Annotated in this window: 22 protein-coding genes and 2 tRNA genes; 9 read left to right on the top strand and 15 right to left on the bottom strand. The window is 30.1% G+C overall.

What is annotated here, in order from left to right:
- The first annotated feature begins 35 nt into the window (after positions 1-35).
- Positions 36-974 (top strand): 1,4-dihydroxy-2-naphthoate polyprenyltransferase, encoded by a 939-nt coding sequence (locus tag NSS86_RS03765; RefSeq protein WP_000070966.1) that lies wholly within the window; start codon positions 36-38, stop codon positions 972-974.
- Between the two features lie 51 nt (positions 975-1,025).
- Here NSS86_RS03765 and NSS86_RS03760 read toward each other — a convergent pair whose 3' ends face one another.
- Positions 1,026-1,577 (bottom strand): GNAT family N-acetyltransferase, encoded by a 552-nt coding sequence (locus NSS86_RS03760; RefSeq protein WP_000620949.1) that lies wholly within the window; start codon positions 1,575-1,577, stop codon positions 1,026-1,028.
- A gap of 164 nt (positions 1,578-1,741) precedes the next feature.
- On the opposite strand from NSS86_RS03760, the gene NSS86_RS03755 reads away from it, so the two are divergent.
- Entirely contained in the window at positions 1,742-1,957 is a 216-nt protein-coding gene (locus NSS86_RS03755; protein WP_000867357.1) for a TM2 domain-containing protein, read from the top strand.
- A 63-nt stretch (positions 1,958-2,020) separates the two neighbouring features.
- On the top strand, positions 2,021-2,152 hold the full coding sequence (locus NSS86_RS03750; RefSeq protein ID WP_001790177.1) for an SAR1012 family small protein: 132 nt from the start codon (positions 2,021-2,023) through the stop codon (positions 2,150-2,152).
- Positions 2,153-2,197: 45 nt separating this feature from the next.
- Here NSS86_RS03750 and NSS86_RS03745 read toward each other — a convergent pair whose 3' ends face one another.
- Positions 2,198-3,157 carry an ABC transporter substrate-binding protein gene (locus NSS86_RS03745; RefSeq protein ID WP_001081351.1) on the bottom strand — a complete coding sequence of 320 codons (960 nt, stop codon included), beginning with the start codon at positions 3,155-3,157 and terminating at the stop codon, positions 2,198-2,200.
- A 487-nt stretch (positions 3,158-3,644) separates the two neighbouring features.
- On the opposite strand from NSS86_RS03745, the gene NSS86_RS03740 reads away from it, so the two are divergent.
- The gene (locus tag NSS86_RS03740; RefSeq protein WP_000766009.1) at positions 3,645-4,001 is read left to right on the top strand and encodes a DoxX family protein; all 357 of its coding nucleotides are present in this window, start codon (positions 3,645-3,647) and stop codon (positions 3,999-4,001) included.
- 88 nt (positions 4,002-4,089) lie between these two features.
- Here the strand turns inward: NSS86_RS03740 and NSS86_RS03735 are convergent, their stop codons facing one another.
- Positions 4,090-4,227, bottom strand: coding sequence for a poly(glycerol-phosphate) alpha-glucosyltransferase (locus NSS86_RS03735; protein ID WP_001792054.1), 138 nt, complete (start codon positions 4,225-4,227; stop codon positions 4,090-4,092).
- A gap of 140 nt (positions 4,228-4,367) precedes the next feature.
- On the opposite strand from NSS86_RS03735, the gene NSS86_RS03730 reads away from it, so the two are divergent.
- Positions 4,368-4,658 (top strand): hypothetical protein, encoded by a 291-nt coding sequence (locus tag NSS86_RS03730; protein ID WP_001795266.1) that lies wholly within the window; start codon positions 4,368-4,370, stop codon positions 4,656-4,658.
- A gap of 87 nt (positions 4,659-4,745) precedes the next feature.
- Here the strand turns inward: NSS86_RS03730 and NSS86_RS03725 are convergent, their stop codons facing one another.
- From NSS86_RS03725 to NSS86_RS03690, 8 genes are all read right to left on the bottom strand, one after another.
- Positions 4,746-5,387 (bottom strand): ABC transporter ATP-binding protein, encoded by a 642-nt coding sequence (locus NSS86_RS03725; protein WP_000571167.1) that lies wholly within the window; start codon positions 5,385-5,387, stop codon positions 4,746-4,748.
- Positions 5,384-5,704, bottom strand: a complete 321-nt coding sequence (locus NSS86_RS03720; RefSeq protein ID WP_000668627.1) for a YxeA family protein — start codon at positions 5,702-5,704, stop codon at positions 5,384-5,386. The genes NSS86_RS03725 and NSS86_RS03720 overlap by 4 nt, the downstream gene beginning before the upstream one ends.
- A gap of 2 nt (positions 5,705-5,706) precedes the next feature.
- Positions 5,707-7,671: a bacteriocin-associated integral membrane family protein gene (locus NSS86_RS03715; protein ID WP_000870829.1), complete on the bottom strand. Its 1,965-nt coding sequence runs from the start codon at positions 7,669-7,671 to the stop codon at positions 5,707-5,709.
- Between the two features lie 43 nt (positions 7,672-7,714).
- The gene (locus tag NSS86_RS03710; RefSeq protein ID WP_339302384.1) at positions 7,715-7,975 is read right to left on the bottom strand and encodes a lactococcin 972 family bacteriocin; all 261 of its coding nucleotides are present in this window, start codon (positions 7,973-7,975) and stop codon (positions 7,715-7,717) included.
- A gap of 21 nt (positions 7,976-7,996) precedes the next feature.
- Complete coding sequence (locus NSS86_RS03705) at positions 7,997-8,098, bottom strand: hypothetical protein (RefSeq protein WP_031763719.1); 102 nt, start codon at positions 8,096-8,098, stop codon at positions 7,997-7,999.
- 538 nt (positions 8,099-8,636) lie between these two features.
- Positions 8,637-8,699, bottom strand: a complete 63-nt coding sequence (locus NSS86_RS03700; RefSeq protein ID WP_228764722.1) for a hypothetical protein — start codon at positions 8,697-8,699, stop codon at positions 8,637-8,639.
- Between the two features lie 314 nt (positions 8,700-9,013).
- Positions 9,014-9,616 carry a CPBP family glutamic-type intramembrane protease gene (locus tag NSS86_RS03695; protein ID WP_001033865.1) on the bottom strand — a complete coding sequence of 201 codons (603 nt, stop codon included), beginning with the start codon at positions 9,614-9,616 and terminating at the stop codon, positions 9,014-9,016.
- 14 nt (positions 9,617-9,630) lie between these two features.
- A complete protein-coding gene (locus NSS86_RS03690; protein ID WP_000214898.1) occupies positions 9,631-9,807 on the bottom strand; it encodes a YkvS family protein in 177 nt (58 codons plus the stop codon).
- Between the two features lie 198 nt (positions 9,808-10,005).
- On the opposite strand from NSS86_RS03690, the gene NSS86_RS03685 reads away from it, so the two are divergent.
- Positions 10,006-10,992: a lipoate--protein ligase gene (locus NSS86_RS03685; RefSeq protein WP_000668818.1), complete on the top strand. Its 987-nt coding sequence runs from the start codon at positions 10,006-10,008 to the stop codon at positions 10,990-10,992.
- Positions 10,993-11,072: 80 nt separating this feature from the next.
- On the opposite strand, the gene NSS86_RS03680 is transcribed toward NSS86_RS03685, so the two are convergent.
- Complete coding sequence (locus tag NSS86_RS03680) at positions 11,073-11,291, bottom strand: IDEAL domain-containing protein (protein WP_000876826.1); 219 nt, start codon at positions 11,289-11,291, stop codon at positions 11,073-11,075.
- A gap of 209 nt (positions 11,292-11,500) precedes the next feature.
- Between NSS86_RS03680 and NSS86_RS03675 the strand changes: the two genes are divergently transcribed.
- The 3 genes from NSS86_RS03675 (at position 11,501) to NSS86_RS03665 (ending at position 12,377) form a co-directional block, all read left to right on the top strand.
- Positions 11,501-12,070, top strand: coding sequence for a competence protein ComK (locus NSS86_RS03675; RefSeq protein ID WP_000287265.1), 570 nt, complete (start codon positions 11,501-11,503; stop codon positions 12,068-12,070).
- 141 nt (positions 12,071-12,211) lie between these two features.
- Positions 12,212-12,286 (top strand) — tRNA-Asn (locus NSS86_RS03670).
- A 2-nt stretch (positions 12,287-12,288) separates the two neighbouring features.
- Positions 12,289-12,377 (top strand) — tRNA-Ser (locus tag NSS86_RS03665).
- A gap of 179 nt (positions 12,378-12,556) precedes the next feature.
- Here the strand turns inward: NSS86_RS03665 and NSS86_RS03660 are convergent.
- From NSS86_RS03660 to NSS86_RS03650, 3 genes are all read right to left on the bottom strand, one after another.
- Positions 12,557-14,068: a bifunctional UDP-sugar hydrolase/5'-nucleotidase gene (locus tag NSS86_RS03660; RefSeq protein WP_000414165.1), complete on the bottom strand. Its 1,512-nt coding sequence runs from the start codon at positions 14,066-14,068 to the stop codon at positions 12,557-12,559.
- A gap of 138 nt (positions 14,069-14,206) precedes the next feature.
- Entirely contained in the window at positions 14,207-15,565 is a 1,359-nt protein-coding gene (locus NSS86_RS03655) for a TrkH family potassium uptake protein (protein ID WP_000021865.1), read from the bottom strand.
- Positions 15,566-15,581: 16 nt separating this feature from the next.
- Positions 15,582-17,906: a S1C family serine protease gene (locus NSS86_RS03650; protein WP_001795272.1), complete on the bottom strand. Its 2,325-nt coding sequence runs from the start codon at positions 17,904-17,906 to the stop codon at positions 15,582-15,584.
- Positions 17,907-17,988: the final 82 nt, after the last annotated feature.

The raw sequence follows: 17,988 nt of genomic DNA, 5'->3' as shown, positions 1-17,988 counted from the left end.
TATAAAAAATATGATTTAAAGAGGTTTTGTATTCAATGAGTAATCAATATCAGCAATATTCTACAGTTAAGAAATATTGGCATTTAATGCGTCCTCATACATTAACTGCTTCCGTAGTACCCGTTTTAGTTGGTACAGCAGCATCTAAAATATATTTTCTTGGTAGCGAAGATCATATTAAAATCAGCCTATTCATTGCCATGTTACTAGCATGCTTACTTATTCAAGCAGCAACTAATATGTTTAATGAATACTATGATTATAAAAAAGGCCTTGATGATCATGAATCTGTAGGCATTGGTGGTGCCATTGTTCGCAACGGTATGAGCCCAGAGCTTGTGCTACGATTAGCCATTGCATTTTACATCTTAGCAGCAATATTAGGTTTGTTTTTAGCTGCTAACTCTTCATTTTGGTTATTACCAGTTGGATTAGTATGTATGGCTGTTGGTTACCTATATACAGGTGGCCCTTTCCCTATTTCATGGACGCCTTTCGGTGAATTATTCTCAGGCGTATTTATGGGTATGTTTATTATCGTTATTGCATTCTTTATTCAAACTGGCAATATTCAAAGTTATGTAATTTGGTTAAGTGTACCTATAGTAATCACTATCGGTTTAATTAATATGGCTAACAATATTCGCGACCGTGTCAAAGATAAAGCAAGTGGTCGCAAAACTTTACCCATTCTATTAGGTAAAAATGCTTCTTTAACATTTATGGCAATCATGTACTTTATCGCTTATGCCTTTATTGTACTTACGATCATTATTAAACCTGGTGGCTCATTATTTTACTTACTTGCGTTGTTATCATTCCCAATGCCTGTTAAAGTTATCAGACGTTTCAAGAAGAATGATACACCGCCTACAATGATGCCAGCAATGGCTGCTGCTGGTAAAACAAATACATTTTTCGGTTTATTATATGCATTAGGTATTTATATTAGTGCATTATTTGCAGGCATTTAATAGAAAATGATACTACTCGGCAATCGACTTACATCGAACTGTCGAGTTTTTTTATTTAACAATTAAATGATGATACATGTGCTTGTATAATTCAATCTGTCCATCAGATATAAAGCCTACTTTTTTATATAACTTTAATGCTGCTTCATTATTAATATCGCAATTCAAACTCCATTTAACATGTGTATTTGATTCAAGTAATGACGTTAATAACTTTGTCGCGATGCCTCTACCTCTATATGCTGCAAATGTCGCAATTGTTTCTATATAATACTCATCGTCTTTAGCTTCTTTTACAGGTAATGGCGTGCCATATTGTTTTATTTCTTCTGGCAAGTCAAGTAGTTCCCATGCTTTTTCGTATTTCAATTCATTTTCACCACTATAGCTAATAATACAACCTGCTACTTTATTTTCTACTTCATAAACTAAAATATGCTGATAAAAAGTTCGATATGTTGCATCAACACAGCTTTTTTCAATTGCATCTAATACCATGTCTTTAGGTAGATGCTTTACCAATTCTAATTCCATATCATCCCAAACCATATAAACTAACTTCGCAATATCAAATCGGTCCTCTGGACGTGCTTGACGTATCACTATGTCATCATTCCCTTTTACGTTATTAACATTTATTATATAGAAATTCTAGCTTATTTTAAAAAGATATACTTATAATTTTAGAAAGTTTGAAAATTCTAAAGTTAGAAATATTGGTTTTCACAACGAATTTAAGTAGAATTATAGTTAAGGAGGATTTACAAATGAAAGTCAATAAAGCCATTTATGTTATTGTTGCATTATTTCTTGGAGGTTTAGGTATTCATAAATTTTATGCTGATAAATTTGGACAAGGTCTTTTTCACTTATTATTTTTCTGGACAGGTATCCCTACCATCATCTCAATAATACATGCAATTTTTGTCATTTTTACTAAAAAAGCAGATAAAGATGGTTATATTATATTCCCTAAAAATTAAATTGTGACAATGACGTTTAAAAAGCATATATGAATGGGTATATAGTTCGTAAGATATAGAGAAATGAGGTATGTAACGATGCGCCAATTCATTAAAAGAACTGTTAAAACAATCCTTGTCGGTTATGTAATTAAATTTATTCGAAATAAACTTTCAGGTAAATCATCACATCCGACAGATAATAAACATAATTAAAAATACAGCGCCACTCTTATATGATTTACGAGTAGCGCTGTATTTTTATTTTGCTTTTTCTGCAATTTTTTCTAAATCTTCTGCCATACTTTCACTTGCGATAATCCCCCTTGATTTCAACCACTTATTTCGGTCAACGTCATAAACTTTGTTATCTTTCACAGCTTTTAATGATTTCCAAACTGCAGGATCAATGAATTTCGTTCTATTTTTGTCCGTTTTTCCGTCAGTGGCTAAAATCATAACTTTTGGATTGATATTGGCAAGTTCTTCATTATTTAAATATATATAAGGACCACCCTTGCGTTCACCAACATGCGTAGTTTTGTCTTTTGTGACTTCAGGTTGAATACCCATTTTAATTAAGAATTGTCCCATAAATGTATCTTCATTATTAATAAACATACCTGCTCTTGAGATACCGAATGCAAATGCAGATTTTAACGTACTCTGTTCAATTTTCTTTCTAATCTCCGCTAATATTTTATCATGCTTTTCCAGACGCTTCTCGCCTTCTTTCTCTTTGCCTACTGCTTTAGCGACTGTTTTAAATGCTTCAATATTTGCATTATAATCTCCCGTACCGCTAACTAACATGATTGTCGGAGCAATTTTGCTCAATTCTGATTTGATTTTCTTATGTCTGCTAACATCTGCAATGATCAAATCCGGTTTTAATTTACTTATCACTTCCATATTCGGTTGCGGTCTAGATCCAACCGATTCATATGCCCCAATCTTATCTCTTACTGACTTTGTTATATTTTTAGTGCTGCCATCATCTGCAATACCAACAGGTTTCATATCTAATGCTGCTAAATAATCAGCAAAACTATATTCTAATACAACAACACGTTTAGGATTTTTCTTAATTTTTTCAGTTCCTAATTCATCTTTTATTGTCGTCATTTCAGTTTTCTCTTCAGTATCTTTTTGACCACAACCCGCTACTGCTACAACTAAGATTAGCATAAACACAACTAATTTAACGATATTCCTATTCACATATTTACCTCCAAACAACTTTAATAGAAAACTGCATTATTATTTTATCATTTAATTTGTTTATGATATATTTGGTATGCTATTATTTTTTCTTATCATAGTTTATTATCAAATCTTCTTATTATAAACAGCAAATGGCCTCTAATTTTGAAGATGACGCACTGGTTAATAATACTCATTTATCTCAAACCATCATTCTAATTATCCATACTACTCTCGCAATTTCATAATAGTGTTTACGATTCATAAATAGCGATGCAATAGTTAATTCATTTCCCTATAATCTTTGCACTATGCTGTACTAATCTTTATTTATAAATACAAAAAGTAACTGATGACTTAAACATCTTTCTACAACAATTGTTCAATACAATAGAATATTTAATAAATATTTAATAATTAATCTTATAAAAAATCTTTACTTTCCACATGTTTACAAATATAATTTGGACTATGTTTTAAAAATATGAATGTTGGAGGTGACATGATGAAATTAGGTATGCTTTTAATTAGATGGATGTTAGCAACATCATTCTTAGTGCATGGTACTTTGAAATTTGTTGATTTAGATGGAACAATTCACTTCTTAGGCTCTTTAGGTTTACCACCTACCATCGCAGTATTGATGTCAATTGGTGAAGTTGTTGGAGGTTTAGCACTTATTATCGGCTTTTTAACGCCTTATGTTAATGTTTTTTATATTTGTGTTATGTTAGGCTCAATCTTCACACTTAAACTTACAAGAGGATATGTAAGTGGTTATGAATTTGAAATCATACATATCGTAATGAACTTAGCTTGTATTAGTAGTTACAGCTGGAAGAAATGGCTACAATTTTATTAACTATTATTTGAGAGGACTATCCTCTCTTTTTTTGTATATATCATGCGTAAAAATCCTAGGTACTCATGAATACCTAGGATTTTTTCATTTAGCTATTGAAAAGATTTAACCATTTTTCTAATATTGATTCCGTTGAATATTTTTCTATAATGTTTTCTCTCGCTTTCGAACCAAACTCCTCTGCTAAAACATCATTATTAACAAGCTTTAGTATTTTATCAGCCATGTCTTTAATATTATGTTTTTCTATTAAATAACCATTTTTATTAACTTCTATAAAATCACCTTTTAATCAAGCCAATTCAATTTAATTTCAAATTCTTCTACCGCACAATTTAATTTTATTGTATGATGTATTTAAAATGATTGTTTTACGCATGTCATTTTAAAATGAAAATTGGAGGTGTAATTTTGACTAGAACTTATAATATTATTGGTATCCTTTCTTGTCTTATATCTTTTATTATTATGGCGTTACCAATGATTTGGTACACAGCTTCAGCATTATGGTTCTTCCCAGGTGCAATCATGATATTGTTGTTATCTTTAGTCATTGTTTTTTGCTATATTAAAACGAAAAATCAATTACATTTATTACTAATCGTATTAAATATTATTATATTGCTTTTTTTCAGTTTACCGTTGTTACTTTCATAACTTAGTAACACATTATAAAAGCCAATCAAACGGAGTGTTGAAGTCAACATTTCCCATTGATTGGCTTTTAATTTTATCTTTTGGATATCACATAGATGCTACTTTACTATACTGTTCTAAATCTATTATTTCGTCACATTGATTTGCAATAGCCATATCATGTGTTGCTAAAATCAGCACTTTATTTTCATCGACCAAATCAAATAATGATTGAATAATCATCTGTCCTGTTTTAGGATCTAACGCACCCGTTGGTTCATCAGCTAACATAACAATCGGATCTTTTAACATCATTCTAATTAAAGCGACACGTTGTTGTTCACCTCCACTTAGCGTATGAACTTTTCTTTTTAAACTGTTTGACAGACCAAACTGTTCTATATAACGTATCTTTAATTGTTCTTTTTCTTTCTTACTTATTTTTTTATATGCTAATCCAATATCTAAATTTTCATTTACTGTCAAATTATCGATTAATCCATAATTTTGAAATAAATATCCTAATTTATCTCTGTAAAAATTAGATTTAAATTGTTCTAATTGACCATTAAAATAGACATATTGTTTCCCCGTTTTTTCAAGTCCAGCAATAGTATTTAATAATGTAGATTTACCGCATCCACTTTTACCAATAAGTGCATATGATTTTCCACATTGAAATTTCAAATTAAGTTTCTTCAAAATATGTATATTACCTTTTTGTATGGTTAAATCTTTTAATTCTATCATTCTTGTCTTACCTCTTTTGGTATATCCTCTTTTTCAACATATGTGATCGATATGACATATTGCCCTTTATGCTTTATTTCGACATACGTTCTACTAGGTGAAAATCCATTAAATGTTAATTTATAATCAAGCTTTTCCCCTCTTTCACTATAAGCCGTAATATTAACATATTGTTGCGTACCTTTTGGCACTTTGGCATAACTATACTCCGTTTTTAAGAAAGGATTAAAACGATCAAGTATAGGATGATGTATGATTGTAAAAGCAATAGTAATGGATACGATTAATCCTAATAATATTGCAATGATAAATTTCATAGTTAAAACTCCTTGATAACTTCATTAAAACGTCGGCCATGATAGTATAGGCTGCAAATCTGCAATAATATTTGAACGACAAGAATCGTTGCAAATATCATCATTATATACTGAGAATGTAAAATTACATTCGTCAATATTCCAATAAAAACAACAACTATATTATTTATTAATAAGTATTGGTAATTGGCTCTTAATGTTGAATAACCATATAGCTTTTTGATTACGAGTAATTTTCGATGCTGTTCAAAATAATATTTCACATCAAATAAAATAATAATTATTAAAATGATTGCGATAATGATTTGTGAAAAGTTGAGTACTGTTAATTTCAAATTGTTTTCATGATACATTTCCATCACGCTATCTTTATAATTGGTTATTCCACTGATTTCCCCATCAAGATGATAATTTTCAATATTTTTTACTAGCGCGTCATAATTTTTGAATAAATACCCGCCTTGACTGATCATGGCATAATAAAAATCATTCGATAAATCTGATGCCTGAACATTCACAATGATTGGCGCCTCTATAAATGACAAATGGCGACTATCTCGTGCATCAAATGAAAAAATTCGATAATCATTTTTGTTGATAAACTGTATAGATAACTTATTCTCTTTATTATTTTTATTTTGTACAAATTCAAACCATGAATGATATGCTTGATTGATTTCATTACGCATTGCATGAAACTTTTGTGGAATAATTACTTCGACATTATTTTTTTGATTTTTTATCGGAATATCAGGTTGAAACTGCTTGTAATAAATCGACCAGAACTGATTATTTACTAATATTACATTCCCCTCATCAGGCGAAAAGTTGTCATTGTCAACGGAGTCACCCTTTGGTTTGAATAAAATCGCATTATTTTCTGCTTCACTAGCCTTTACTAATTGTTCTGATCGCAGCATATTATCAATCAAACTTTGTTTCGTTTCGTGATAAGGTGCAAATTCAATCGTGTAATAATCATCTAATACATTCCAATATTTCTCAGTTTCCTTTATTTTATTCAAATCTTTAATAACACTAGTATTTTCTATCATTACACTAGCTATTAGTACTAAGAGAATACTTTTACAAACTGTATTAATAAAACGAATTGTTTTAAAGTGCTGCTTACCTTTAATCATATTAGCAATATTTAAATTTAGTAACATTAAGAAAGTCCATAAATTAATAACACTAATCGTTAAAATGAAAAGACATGAAAGCAGAACTAATCTTAATATGAATAAATCTAAATTACCCGTGTAATTTAATATCCAAAGTACACTTGTAGTTAAAAGAATTTGACTTATGATTAACGTTACCCAATACGTGCATTTTTTTGAAAAATTTTCAAAAATTATTTTTCTTAATGTAAAACCATTTAAATACTTAATCGCATACGCTTTGAAATTAATGTTCTTTTCGAAAATATAATAAATAAAATAAACGATTAAAAGTGCGGATAACGGAACTTCTATATTCATTTGTTTAATGACACCAACGGCAATCATCATATGATCTATTTTGTATGATTCAGCAGTAACACCATATTCTTTTAAAAAATTTATGAATTTAGACACGTCAAAATTTTTGTCTTTTACAAAATAACTTCCTTTGATATCTTTTTTTAATAATTCGTCGTCACTTAAATAATGAATGTTATATTTAGCGTTAAAAGGAGTGATAGTTGTTGCTTTTGATTTATTAAATACATATATATCTTTATCTACGTTTTTGTTTGTATAATTTGAAGTTGATTTATAGATTGCTACGTTCTCATTTTTAGCGAATTGATTTATACGTTTATAAATCTCATTTTTACTATATTTTTTATTCCAGTCAGTTACCGCTATAGGGTATTTAGTATCAGGCAATATTTCTTCGTTTTCTTTATATGTATAAACAAATAACAATATAGCAATCAGAATGAAGGTTGTAACATCAAGTATTAATTTGAACCATTTCATGTTGTACCTCTTGCGTTGTTTATTTTCTATGATTTTTTAGTATTTAATAAATGTTATAATACGCTCTATTGACCCAGCAATTATGTTTAGTAGCTGATGCTTTTGCTTTTACACCAGCTCTTGTATAACCACTAAATGATCTATATTTTCCAATAGCTGTTGCACCATGTCCTTTATGACCATGATAATAATAAGACCAAACATACTTACTGCCGACACCGTGACTCCAAGTGCCTCCTTCTGCGTATTCTGTAGATGCATAAGCTGCTGTTGATAATCCAAGTGATAAAGTTAAATATAATATAGTGCCAAAAATTTTATTCTTCTATAAAAACACCTCTTCATATTTAATCCATATCTCTTTTTCGTTATTTATACAGAATTTTCTGAAAATAGTCAAGGTTAATTTATTTGCTACAAATTTCAACCACTTTATGTTAAATGGACATCAAAGTATAATTGTATTATTGTTAAATTGCGCAGTGCATAAATAGACGACATGCAGGAACATGTCCCCTATTGAACCCGTTAAAAAGACGGTGACTAAATGAGATTTTCTTTAACCATCATTCGTTGTCAAAGTTTTGAAATGATGGTTGTTTTTTATTGTTTAAATTAATCATTGCGACTTCTATATCAATGAAAGTTATATTAATATATGAACTTCATTACATATTCAATAGAAATCACTTATTTATAAGTACTACCATATAATCATAATTGATTTCTACCACAGTATGATTTTCCTTTCAAATCTGACATGTTTAGCAGGCAATATACGGAAAATACTTCAAAATTTTGTTACACATCTAATAAAAATAGACAATTAAATAAAAGATATGTTACTATAAAAATGTAAAAAGACGACATGCAGGAACATGTCGCCTAATGAGCCCGTTAAAAAGACGGTGACTAAATGAGATTTTCTTTAACCATCATTCTATGTCAAAGTTTTGAAATGATGGTTATTTTTTATTGCTTAAATTTATTATTGCTACTACTATACCAATGAAAGTGACGATAAACATACCGAAACTTAACATTAAATGTAATGCGTTTGCAATAGATATCACAATAGGCTTTTCCTTTCAAAAGTGTTAAGTAATGCCATAGGTACCACCCCCCTTTACTCAGATAGCCACCATCAATTCAACTTGCCCACAAAATATTATACTATTTTTATAAAATATTTAGTAATAAAAACTGACTAAAATATAACCTCAATAATAACTGCTTGCCGTTAAAAATGTATACACTATAATAAAGCATGCCTTGAATCTTCGTATTGCTTTTCTAAAGCAAAAAGCTTTTCTTAGAACACAGACGTCTAAGAAAAGCTTATTTAAGCATTAAAAATTAATAACAATATAATAGCAACAATTTGCGCAACGGATGTTGTTGCTATGCGTCGAGTATACTCATAACTTAATGATAATATCACTTGTGCAACAAATATAAATGTTACTATCCACCAATTATCTAAATAAATAAATAATGAACTAGAACAAATTGCAGTTATTAATATAGCTATCCATTTCGGTATTGAAAAATGTGTTAATTCTTTTTGTAAAACAGTTCTCATATATAACTCGTGACATGGAATGACAAAAAGTAAAGTTACTAACATTTGCCACTTCCAATTGACACCTGTTCTTGCTAATTCTTTAATTAATGAACTATAACTTAAATTAGAAGTTATAAGTGAGAATAAAAGTTGAAGCATAATTAAAATAATTGCCGTAATAATACCAACACCAATTGATGTAAGCAACCGCTTAGATTCAATATCTCTTTGATAAAATACATAACTGATACCAGCAATTAGCATTATACCTGTATATAAATACCAGTATTCTTGGTGTTCGCCCCACATAATAAATAATATGAGATGAAATATAATGAAACTTATAATAAACCAAGTTAAAGCCTTCGAGATTTTATTCATTATAACTTACCTTCTTATTCAACAATCTTATATCGTTTATGATTGATAACAGTTTTTTCCGGTAAATCAAGGTCATTAAAATTTTCCATAATTGTTAAGTCAACAATAACAGAGTTATCGTTGATTTTTTCAACACGACCTCTTAATCCATCCATAAACTCAACAATGTTACCCACTTCTGCAACAGTCATTTTAAGTCCTCCTTAAATCATAACTAAATTATATTGTACTAAAATTCACTTAACAAATAAACTATTAACAATCAAAAATAATAAAATGTAACTTTAAGCCGATATTTAGAATGATTTGTGAGTATATAATTGGCATTTTGAGCAAAGTTAAGGCATAAATAAGTAGAGAATATATATAGATATAAGGGAGAGATTGTAATGAAATTCATTAGTAATAATAATATTACAGATCCAACTTTAAACTTAGCAATGGAAGAATATGTTTTAAAAAATTTACCAGCAGAAGAAAGTTACTTTTTATTTTACATAAATAGACCATCTATCATTGTTGGAAAGAATCAAAATACGATAGAGGAAGTAAATCAGACATATATAGATGCTCATAACATCGATGTAGTTAGAAGAATTTCTGGTGGTGGCGCTGTTTATCATGATACTGGCAATTTAAACTTTAGTTTTATAACAGATGATGATGGTAACAGTTTCCACAATTTCCAAAAATTCACTGAACCAATTGTTCAAGCATTACAATCTTTAGGCGTAAATGCTGAATTAACTGGTCGTAACGATATTCAAGTTGGACAAGCGAAAATCTCAGGGAATGCTATGGTTAAAGTTAAAAATAGAATGTTTAGTCATGGTACGTTGATGTTAAATAGTGATTTAGACGAAGTTCAGAATGCACTAAAAGTTAATCCAGCTAAGATTAAATCAAAAGGTATTAAATCTGTTCGTAAACGAGTAGCAAACATTCAAGAATTTTTAAATGACCCTTTAGAAATTGAAGAATTTAAAAAAATCATCTTGAAAACTATCTTTGGAGAAACTGAAGTAGAAGAATATAAATTAACGGATGAAGATTGGGAAAATATTGAAAAGTTAAGTAACGACAAATATAGAACTTGGGCATGGAATTATGGTAGAAACCCTAAATATAACTTTGAACGCGAGGAAAAATTTGAAAAAGGATTTGTACAAATTAAGTTTGATGTTAAACGAGGTAAAATCGAACATGCAAAAATTTTCGGTGATTTCTTTGGTGTCGGAGATGTCACTGATCTTGAAAATGCATTAGTTGGCTGTCTACACGACTTTGAGCACATAGAAGAAGCACTATCAGAATATGATTTATATCATTATTTCGGTGACATAGATAGACATGAATTAATTAGATTAATGTCATAAACGATTAAAGGACTATTCTTACATGTATGAGATGTTAAGAATAGTCCTTTTATGATTGCGTTATGGAATTCGAATCAATGTTATTCACCGAGAAATGCCTCCAAATTTTTGTATTCTGCCGTATATTGATTAAATGCTGCTTCATCTTTATTGACGAGTGCGTCATCTATAAGTTCTATGAGCTGTCGTTTTCTTACCTCTCGAAGTGCTTCATTGATAATTAATTCAATACCCAAATCATTGACAGTTGTGACAAACGCTTCTAAAGTTGTATGTTTAACATTAGTATTGTATTTCATAGAAACCACTACCTTTCTTTAATTTATAATAAGTATACATTTTTCTAATTTTGAAATCAATGAATATTCTGACTATTAGTTAAAAATTATTGTACATTTTCACCAAAATAATAACTTGACAACTCAGAATTTTATTATAAAATATCTTTATATCATTAATTGTATTTTTATATTAATGGTTTAAAACTTAATAAAGCGAGGTTTTGCTTATGTATTCTCAAAATATTTATGTGATACGCAAAGGAGACATGGTTATTCGACCAGCATTTGATGATGACGATCAAAGAAACGGTAGTGAAATAATTCGGTTTGACAAAACGCGTATTCAAAATCCTTTTAAAGTCCAGAAAATCATTGAACGCTCTTGCAAATTTTATGGTAATACTTATCTTGGCAAGAAAGCAGAGACAAACCGCATTACTGGCATTTCTAGTAAACCACCTATTTTACTAACACCATTATTTCCAACTTATTTTTTCCCAACACATTCTGACAGACAAAATGAAAATATTTGGTTAAATATGCATTATATCGAAAGTATTAAAGAATTAAAAAATCGTAAATGTAAAGTGACATTTATTAATAATGAATCTATCATTCTTCATGTTTCATACCACAGTTTATGGCATCAATATAACAATTCCATTTTTTACTATTACATGGTAGATAAACAATCTCGCATGATATCAAAAAATCCCGACCAACCAATAGATTATAATAAAGCCACATTGAATGTGTTTGAAGCATTGACACGCTATTCTTTATTTGAAGATAAATAAATTGTTTATTTTTAAAATATGCGGAATGTTTTATAAATATAGTGTAAATGTTCTGCATATTTTTTTAAGGTATCTATTGCAAATTAACTTAATCTTGTTATAATAATATTTGTGCTTGATATTCAAACACATACAAATTAATCCACAGTAGCTCAGTGGTAGAGCTATCGGCTGTTAACCGATCGGTCGTAGGTTCGAGTCCTACCTGTGGAGCCATTGGAAACGTACTCAAGTTGGCTGAAGAGGCGCCCCTGCTAAGGGTGTAGGTCGCGAAAGCGGCGCGAGGGTTCGAATCCCTCCGTTTCCGTTACTTGCTAAAATGGTATATACCATTTTAGCTTTTTTGTTTACTTATATATAATGAATGAGAATTTCACTGTTCTTTTATATCAATTTTAAAATTCTAAAAACCTTTCCTAGATAATCTTCTCTAAGAAAGGTTTTTATACTTGTTGAACTTATAATTAATTTATTACATAGCAATATTTACCTGTTTTTAACTACAAAATTATCACTACATGAAATACGATAATTCGGATCTCTTAACTTCTCTGCAATTAATGTACTCATTGTTTCATCGTACGATTCATGTATAATAGCATTTTTTAAATAATTCTTGTAGTTACGATAACAATAGTCAGTCATTGTAACTCTATAACTCTTAGTCAAATCAATTTGATCTAACATTACTCGTTGCCCAGGTTCTTGATTCATATCAATCTCATAATTGAATCCTTGCCACATTGTACATAACGTTTCATCAATAATTGTTAAGCTTAATTGCTCGTTAACAAAATCTAAATGTGAATAACTATACTCCAATATATCTTTGATATTTTGACCACTAATTGTCATATCCATTGGCTTATCTGGATATGGGTATGCATGATACAAATCTTCATTTCGAATCTGTCCACTCAACCCCTTCTCTCCGTTCATAGGCACGTGGACACATGTTATATCATTATCAAATGCAAGCTGAATTGCATCATGTAATAATTGCGAAAATGGATGTGTTTGACAGACTAAATCTTGTAACCCATTCACTGATAACATCAAACCTTTATCACTTATGATTTCCTGTGACCAATAAGCCACTGCTTTTCTATCATAGAATGTTAAATCTAATAATTCTTGATCCTCTTCATACTCATTTAAGTCAATCACTTTAGAATCAATGCTTTCAACATCATAAGTTGTTGTTCTCTTTTTAAAATTAATCGAAAGATGTACAAGCTCTTTGGCATCCTGACCAGCCTGAACATAATACGTTTCATGATCTTGACCTACTATTGTTTGATGCTGATGAGCTGTAATCATTAAATCTATAACACCGAGTTCTTCCATTAATTTTTCAGCTTCATTCGAACTTGCCTTTTTATTTTTCGTACTATTACTAATTTTATTCAATCCACCATGATAAATTACAATCAAAAAATCTGGCTCTTCAACTTCATGGATATATCTAATCCAACGTTTTGATGCCACTAATGTCTTTTCAATAGATACATCTTGCTCCATTTCAGAATACTCATTTTCCATTAAACCATCTGCTGTGACGCCTACGATAGCAATTTTTAAGTCACCAAAATGTTTAATACAATATGGAGTTGAAAAATAAGGCTCCTTAGTAACATTGTATTCAATATTTGCTGATAACCATGGAAAACGTGCCAAAGCAATTGAACGAGTTAAAAATGATAAACCAAACTTGAATTCACTTGGACTCACACCGCTAGCATCATAATGCATTCTGTTCATTAACTTTATCATTGGATGTCGTTTATAAGGTGCAACAATAGCATAATAATAGGCCGCTAACGAGCCAGCTAAACTTCCGCCACTATCTAATAAAATGACGCGATGATTTTGTGCTCTTATTTGGTTAACATAAGTACCAGCTCTATAAATATTTGAACCATAATCACCATTTAAGAAATGACTATGCATATCTGACGTAGTTAAAATCTCTACATTAATGTTTTCATTTTTTTCCATCATGTTACACCTCTCATTGTTACTAGTTTACCATTTTGAAAACCAATCGTCTTATAAAATAAGTTAAAAATACAAACTAAAAAAGCAATCTAAGTTCCAGTTAAAATCTATATTAACTAAACTTAGATTGCTATTATATTATCCTATTTGAATACGTTCTTTTGGATAATGGAATTTATCTGGTTCTCGACGTCCTGCTATCATAATGATAAATGATATTAAGCCAACACGTCCTATAAACATGAGTACCATTAGTACGACCTTAGAAATATCACTAATATCACTTGTGACACCAAGCGATAGTCCACAAGTTCCAAATGCAGACATGACTTCAAAAAATACTTGTAAAAATGTAAGCTTACCATTTTCAGTAGCTGATATAATTAGCATTCCTAAAAATGTTAAAATTGTCGCCATTGTAAATACTGCAAATGAACGTTGAATATCCATAATGTGTACTTCTCTATTGTAAACTTTAATGGATGTTTTATCGGCATTATTACTAAAGTTAATTAAAAACAAAATTAAAATAGCGAAAGTTGTTGTACGAATACCGCCACCAACCGAACTTGGCGAAGATCCTATAAACATTAAAATACCCATGATAATATTAGTGGGGTCACTTAGTGTTGTCACATCAATTGTTTGAAGACCCGCACTTCTTGTAGTCGCTGATTGAAACAGCGAATAGAATAACGATTGATGCCAACTTAAACCTTTGAACGCATGGTTATGTTCAAATAATAGAATGGCTAATACCCCAACAATAAATAGGAATAAATATGTTGATGTCGTAATTTTAGTAAATAATGAAAATCTAAAATTAGTAACCCTATTTTGAATATAAGCTTTAACTTCTAATAATACTGGGAAGCCGATTGATCCTAAAATTATTAAAAATATAACTATCGCTTGTACAAAATAATCATGTGCATAAGGAATTAATGACTTACCTGTAATATCTAATCCACCATTGGTAGTGGCAGAAATAGAAACAAAAACACCTTGCATGATTGCATATTTTAAATCTGGATTATCTCGATAAAAGTAAAATGCTAATAACATGGCTCCTACGAGTTCGATTACAAATATTGATTTTACAATATCAATAATCAATTTGACGGTACCACTCATTGTGTTTTTGTTATTATCTAACATAATTAACTGACGTTCTCTAATTCCAATATGTTTACCTAGTACCACCCATAACATCGTACCAATTGCCATGACGCCAATTCCACCAATATTTAATATCACGAGGATAATTAATTGTCCAAATGTAGAATAGGTATCGACAATACTTATCGGAGACAATCCAGTAACACTAATTCCGGATACGGCAACAAATAATGTGTCAATTGGATTTACTTCTACACCTGGTTTATGAACATACGGTAAGTTTAATAATAAAAATGCAATGACAATTGCGACGATATAGTACAATACAATACCTTGTTGAGGGCTTGATCTTTTTAAAAACTGGCTAAAAATTGACACGTTGTTCACCTCAACATTATTTTAGTTTAATATTAATTTCTTTCTCTTTACCATCTCTATAAATCTTCGCTGTAATTGATTTCAAGTCATCTTTATGACTAAATATAATCTGCCTAAAGCGTAAATCATCTTCTAAAAGTTTGCCATCTAATTCAGTAATTACATCACCTTTTTTCAGACCAGATTGATCTGCTAAACCATTGTTGTCAACTTGATCTACAACAACACCGTTCTTAACTTTTCCTGGCAATTTAACTGCTTGTCTTTCAAAACTATTTAGACTGGCAATATTCTTCATTTTAACACCTACATCGGGATAGTCAATTTTACCTTTTGTTTCTAAATCTTTTACAATCTTTTGTACTTCATTAACAGGTATTGCAAATGACATATTTTCAACGTTTGGCATACTAATTTTAGCTGCAACTACACCTATTAATTTTCCTTCTCTATTGACGACAGCACCACCCGAGTTACCTGGATTTACTGATGCATCAATTTGGAAAGCTTTCATCAACATATCATATTTATTATCTTTATCGAAATCAATAGGAACATTTCTGTTCAGACCTGAAATAATACCTTCTGTCACAGTGCCTTTAAAGTCTACACCAAGTGGATTACCTACGACTAATATTGGCTCTCCTAACACTAAATTATTTGAATCTCCAATAGCTATCTCTTTCACTGAACTGTCTGAAGAAGTTGCTTTAACAACAGCTAAATCTGACCATTTATCTTTACCAAGCACTTTCCCAACAACACTTTTATTATTCGAGAAAGTTATTTTTTGATTTTCTTTATCACCGACAACGTGTGCATTCGTAACAATATATAACGTATCTCCAGATTTTTTATATACAACACCTGATCCCACTTCGTCTTGAGATGCTTTATCTTTAGGTAATGATGAATCTTTTGATGTTTCATTTTCAACTGTAACGACCGATTTAACTGTGTTATTGGCATTTTTCATCGTTGTCGTATATTTTTGAGCATCTGCATCATTATTATCATTCATGCGATCATTTTTGTTCACATTATTAAAAATGGCATTCAAAATAACAATTAGAATAATAATACCCATTAGAATAACTAATTTAGGCCAATACATCATCCAAAACTTTTTCAAAATGTCACTATAATTATTATTCGTAGCGCGCCCTTTGTTCAATTTTGATGTAGCCTTTTTTTGATTATTATTTGCCGATGTCTTTGTATTTGTTTTTTGACCGTTTAATTTATCATGGTCATTAATAGAAATATTTCTTTTTTCAGTGCTACGATGAGATGCAGTTGACTGACTTTGATATCCCACCGTTTCAGACGAGTCTGCATTTTGTTTATGTTTATCTTCAACATGAATTTTTTCATCAAGTTTTCGATCGTCATCTATTTTTGATAATGATAGTGTATTGATATCATTATCAGGATTATCGTCAACAATATGATTTTCTCTCATAACGTTATCTTTATCATCACTTATCGATGGTGTATGATGACTTAAATCATTTTCATGATTAGACTTGTCATTTTGTTCGCTATCACCATATGTATAGGTTTTTGTTTGCTCATTTTGACTTTGCTGTCTTTTCAATTTCTGTTCTTCCGGTAAAGTTAATGGCTTCTGATTATTTACTTCATCATCAGATTCCGACAATTTTGGTACTGTATTTGATTTGTCTGATATTACTTCAGATTTCAGATTACTACTTTTATTTCCATCTGAACTGTCTTTTTTTATTTTCTCTGTCTGCATCGAGCTGTCTGAATCAGTTCTTGAAGACTCAGAATCAATTCTAGTCTCTTTATCATGTTCTGAAGGTTTAGAAAGTACATGTTGCTCTTCATGACCAACTTTGTTTTTATCTGAACTTAGCTTTCTCATTTCAGTTGATTCTACTTTATCGGTTGATTTAGTTGATAAAGTCGCTTCAGAATTTTGCTCATAATATTTTGATTTCTCTGTATCTTGGTCCACTGAATCTAATGAATTTTGTTTTTTAGATACATCGTCTGTTAAATAATGATCTCTGTTATATGCTGACTTACTATCCTGATTACTTTTACTTTCTTCAGCTTTATTCTCATTAACATCACGGTTTCTCTGTTCTAAATGCGATGATAAACTATTTTTAAAACGTTCGTGCTTATCAATTGAATCTTTATGTATTTGCTTATCTGCTTTTTTTGATGTTGTATTATCTATATTTTGTTTATCTTGATGTTGATTTAAATTTTCTTCTCTGTCTTCGTTGTGGAAGAATTCACGACGCTTACGTCGGTACTGACTTTTAGGAATTACATGTTTTTTACCAATATCCACTAATGTCCACTCCATTCAATAAAATCACTTATCATTATGACACATTAACACCTAATTTGCTTTAAAATCTATATAATTTCTATTGAAAAAATGCTAA

The sequence above is a fragment of the Staphylococcus sp. FSL W8-0056 genome (assembly GCF_037963075.1).
Taxonomy (GTDB): Bacteria; Bacillota; Bacilli; order Staphylococcales; family Staphylococcaceae; genus Staphylococcus; species Staphylococcus aureus.
Note: the sequence above shows the minus strand (reverse complement) of the source record. Positions and strands in the feature narration are given on the sequence as shown.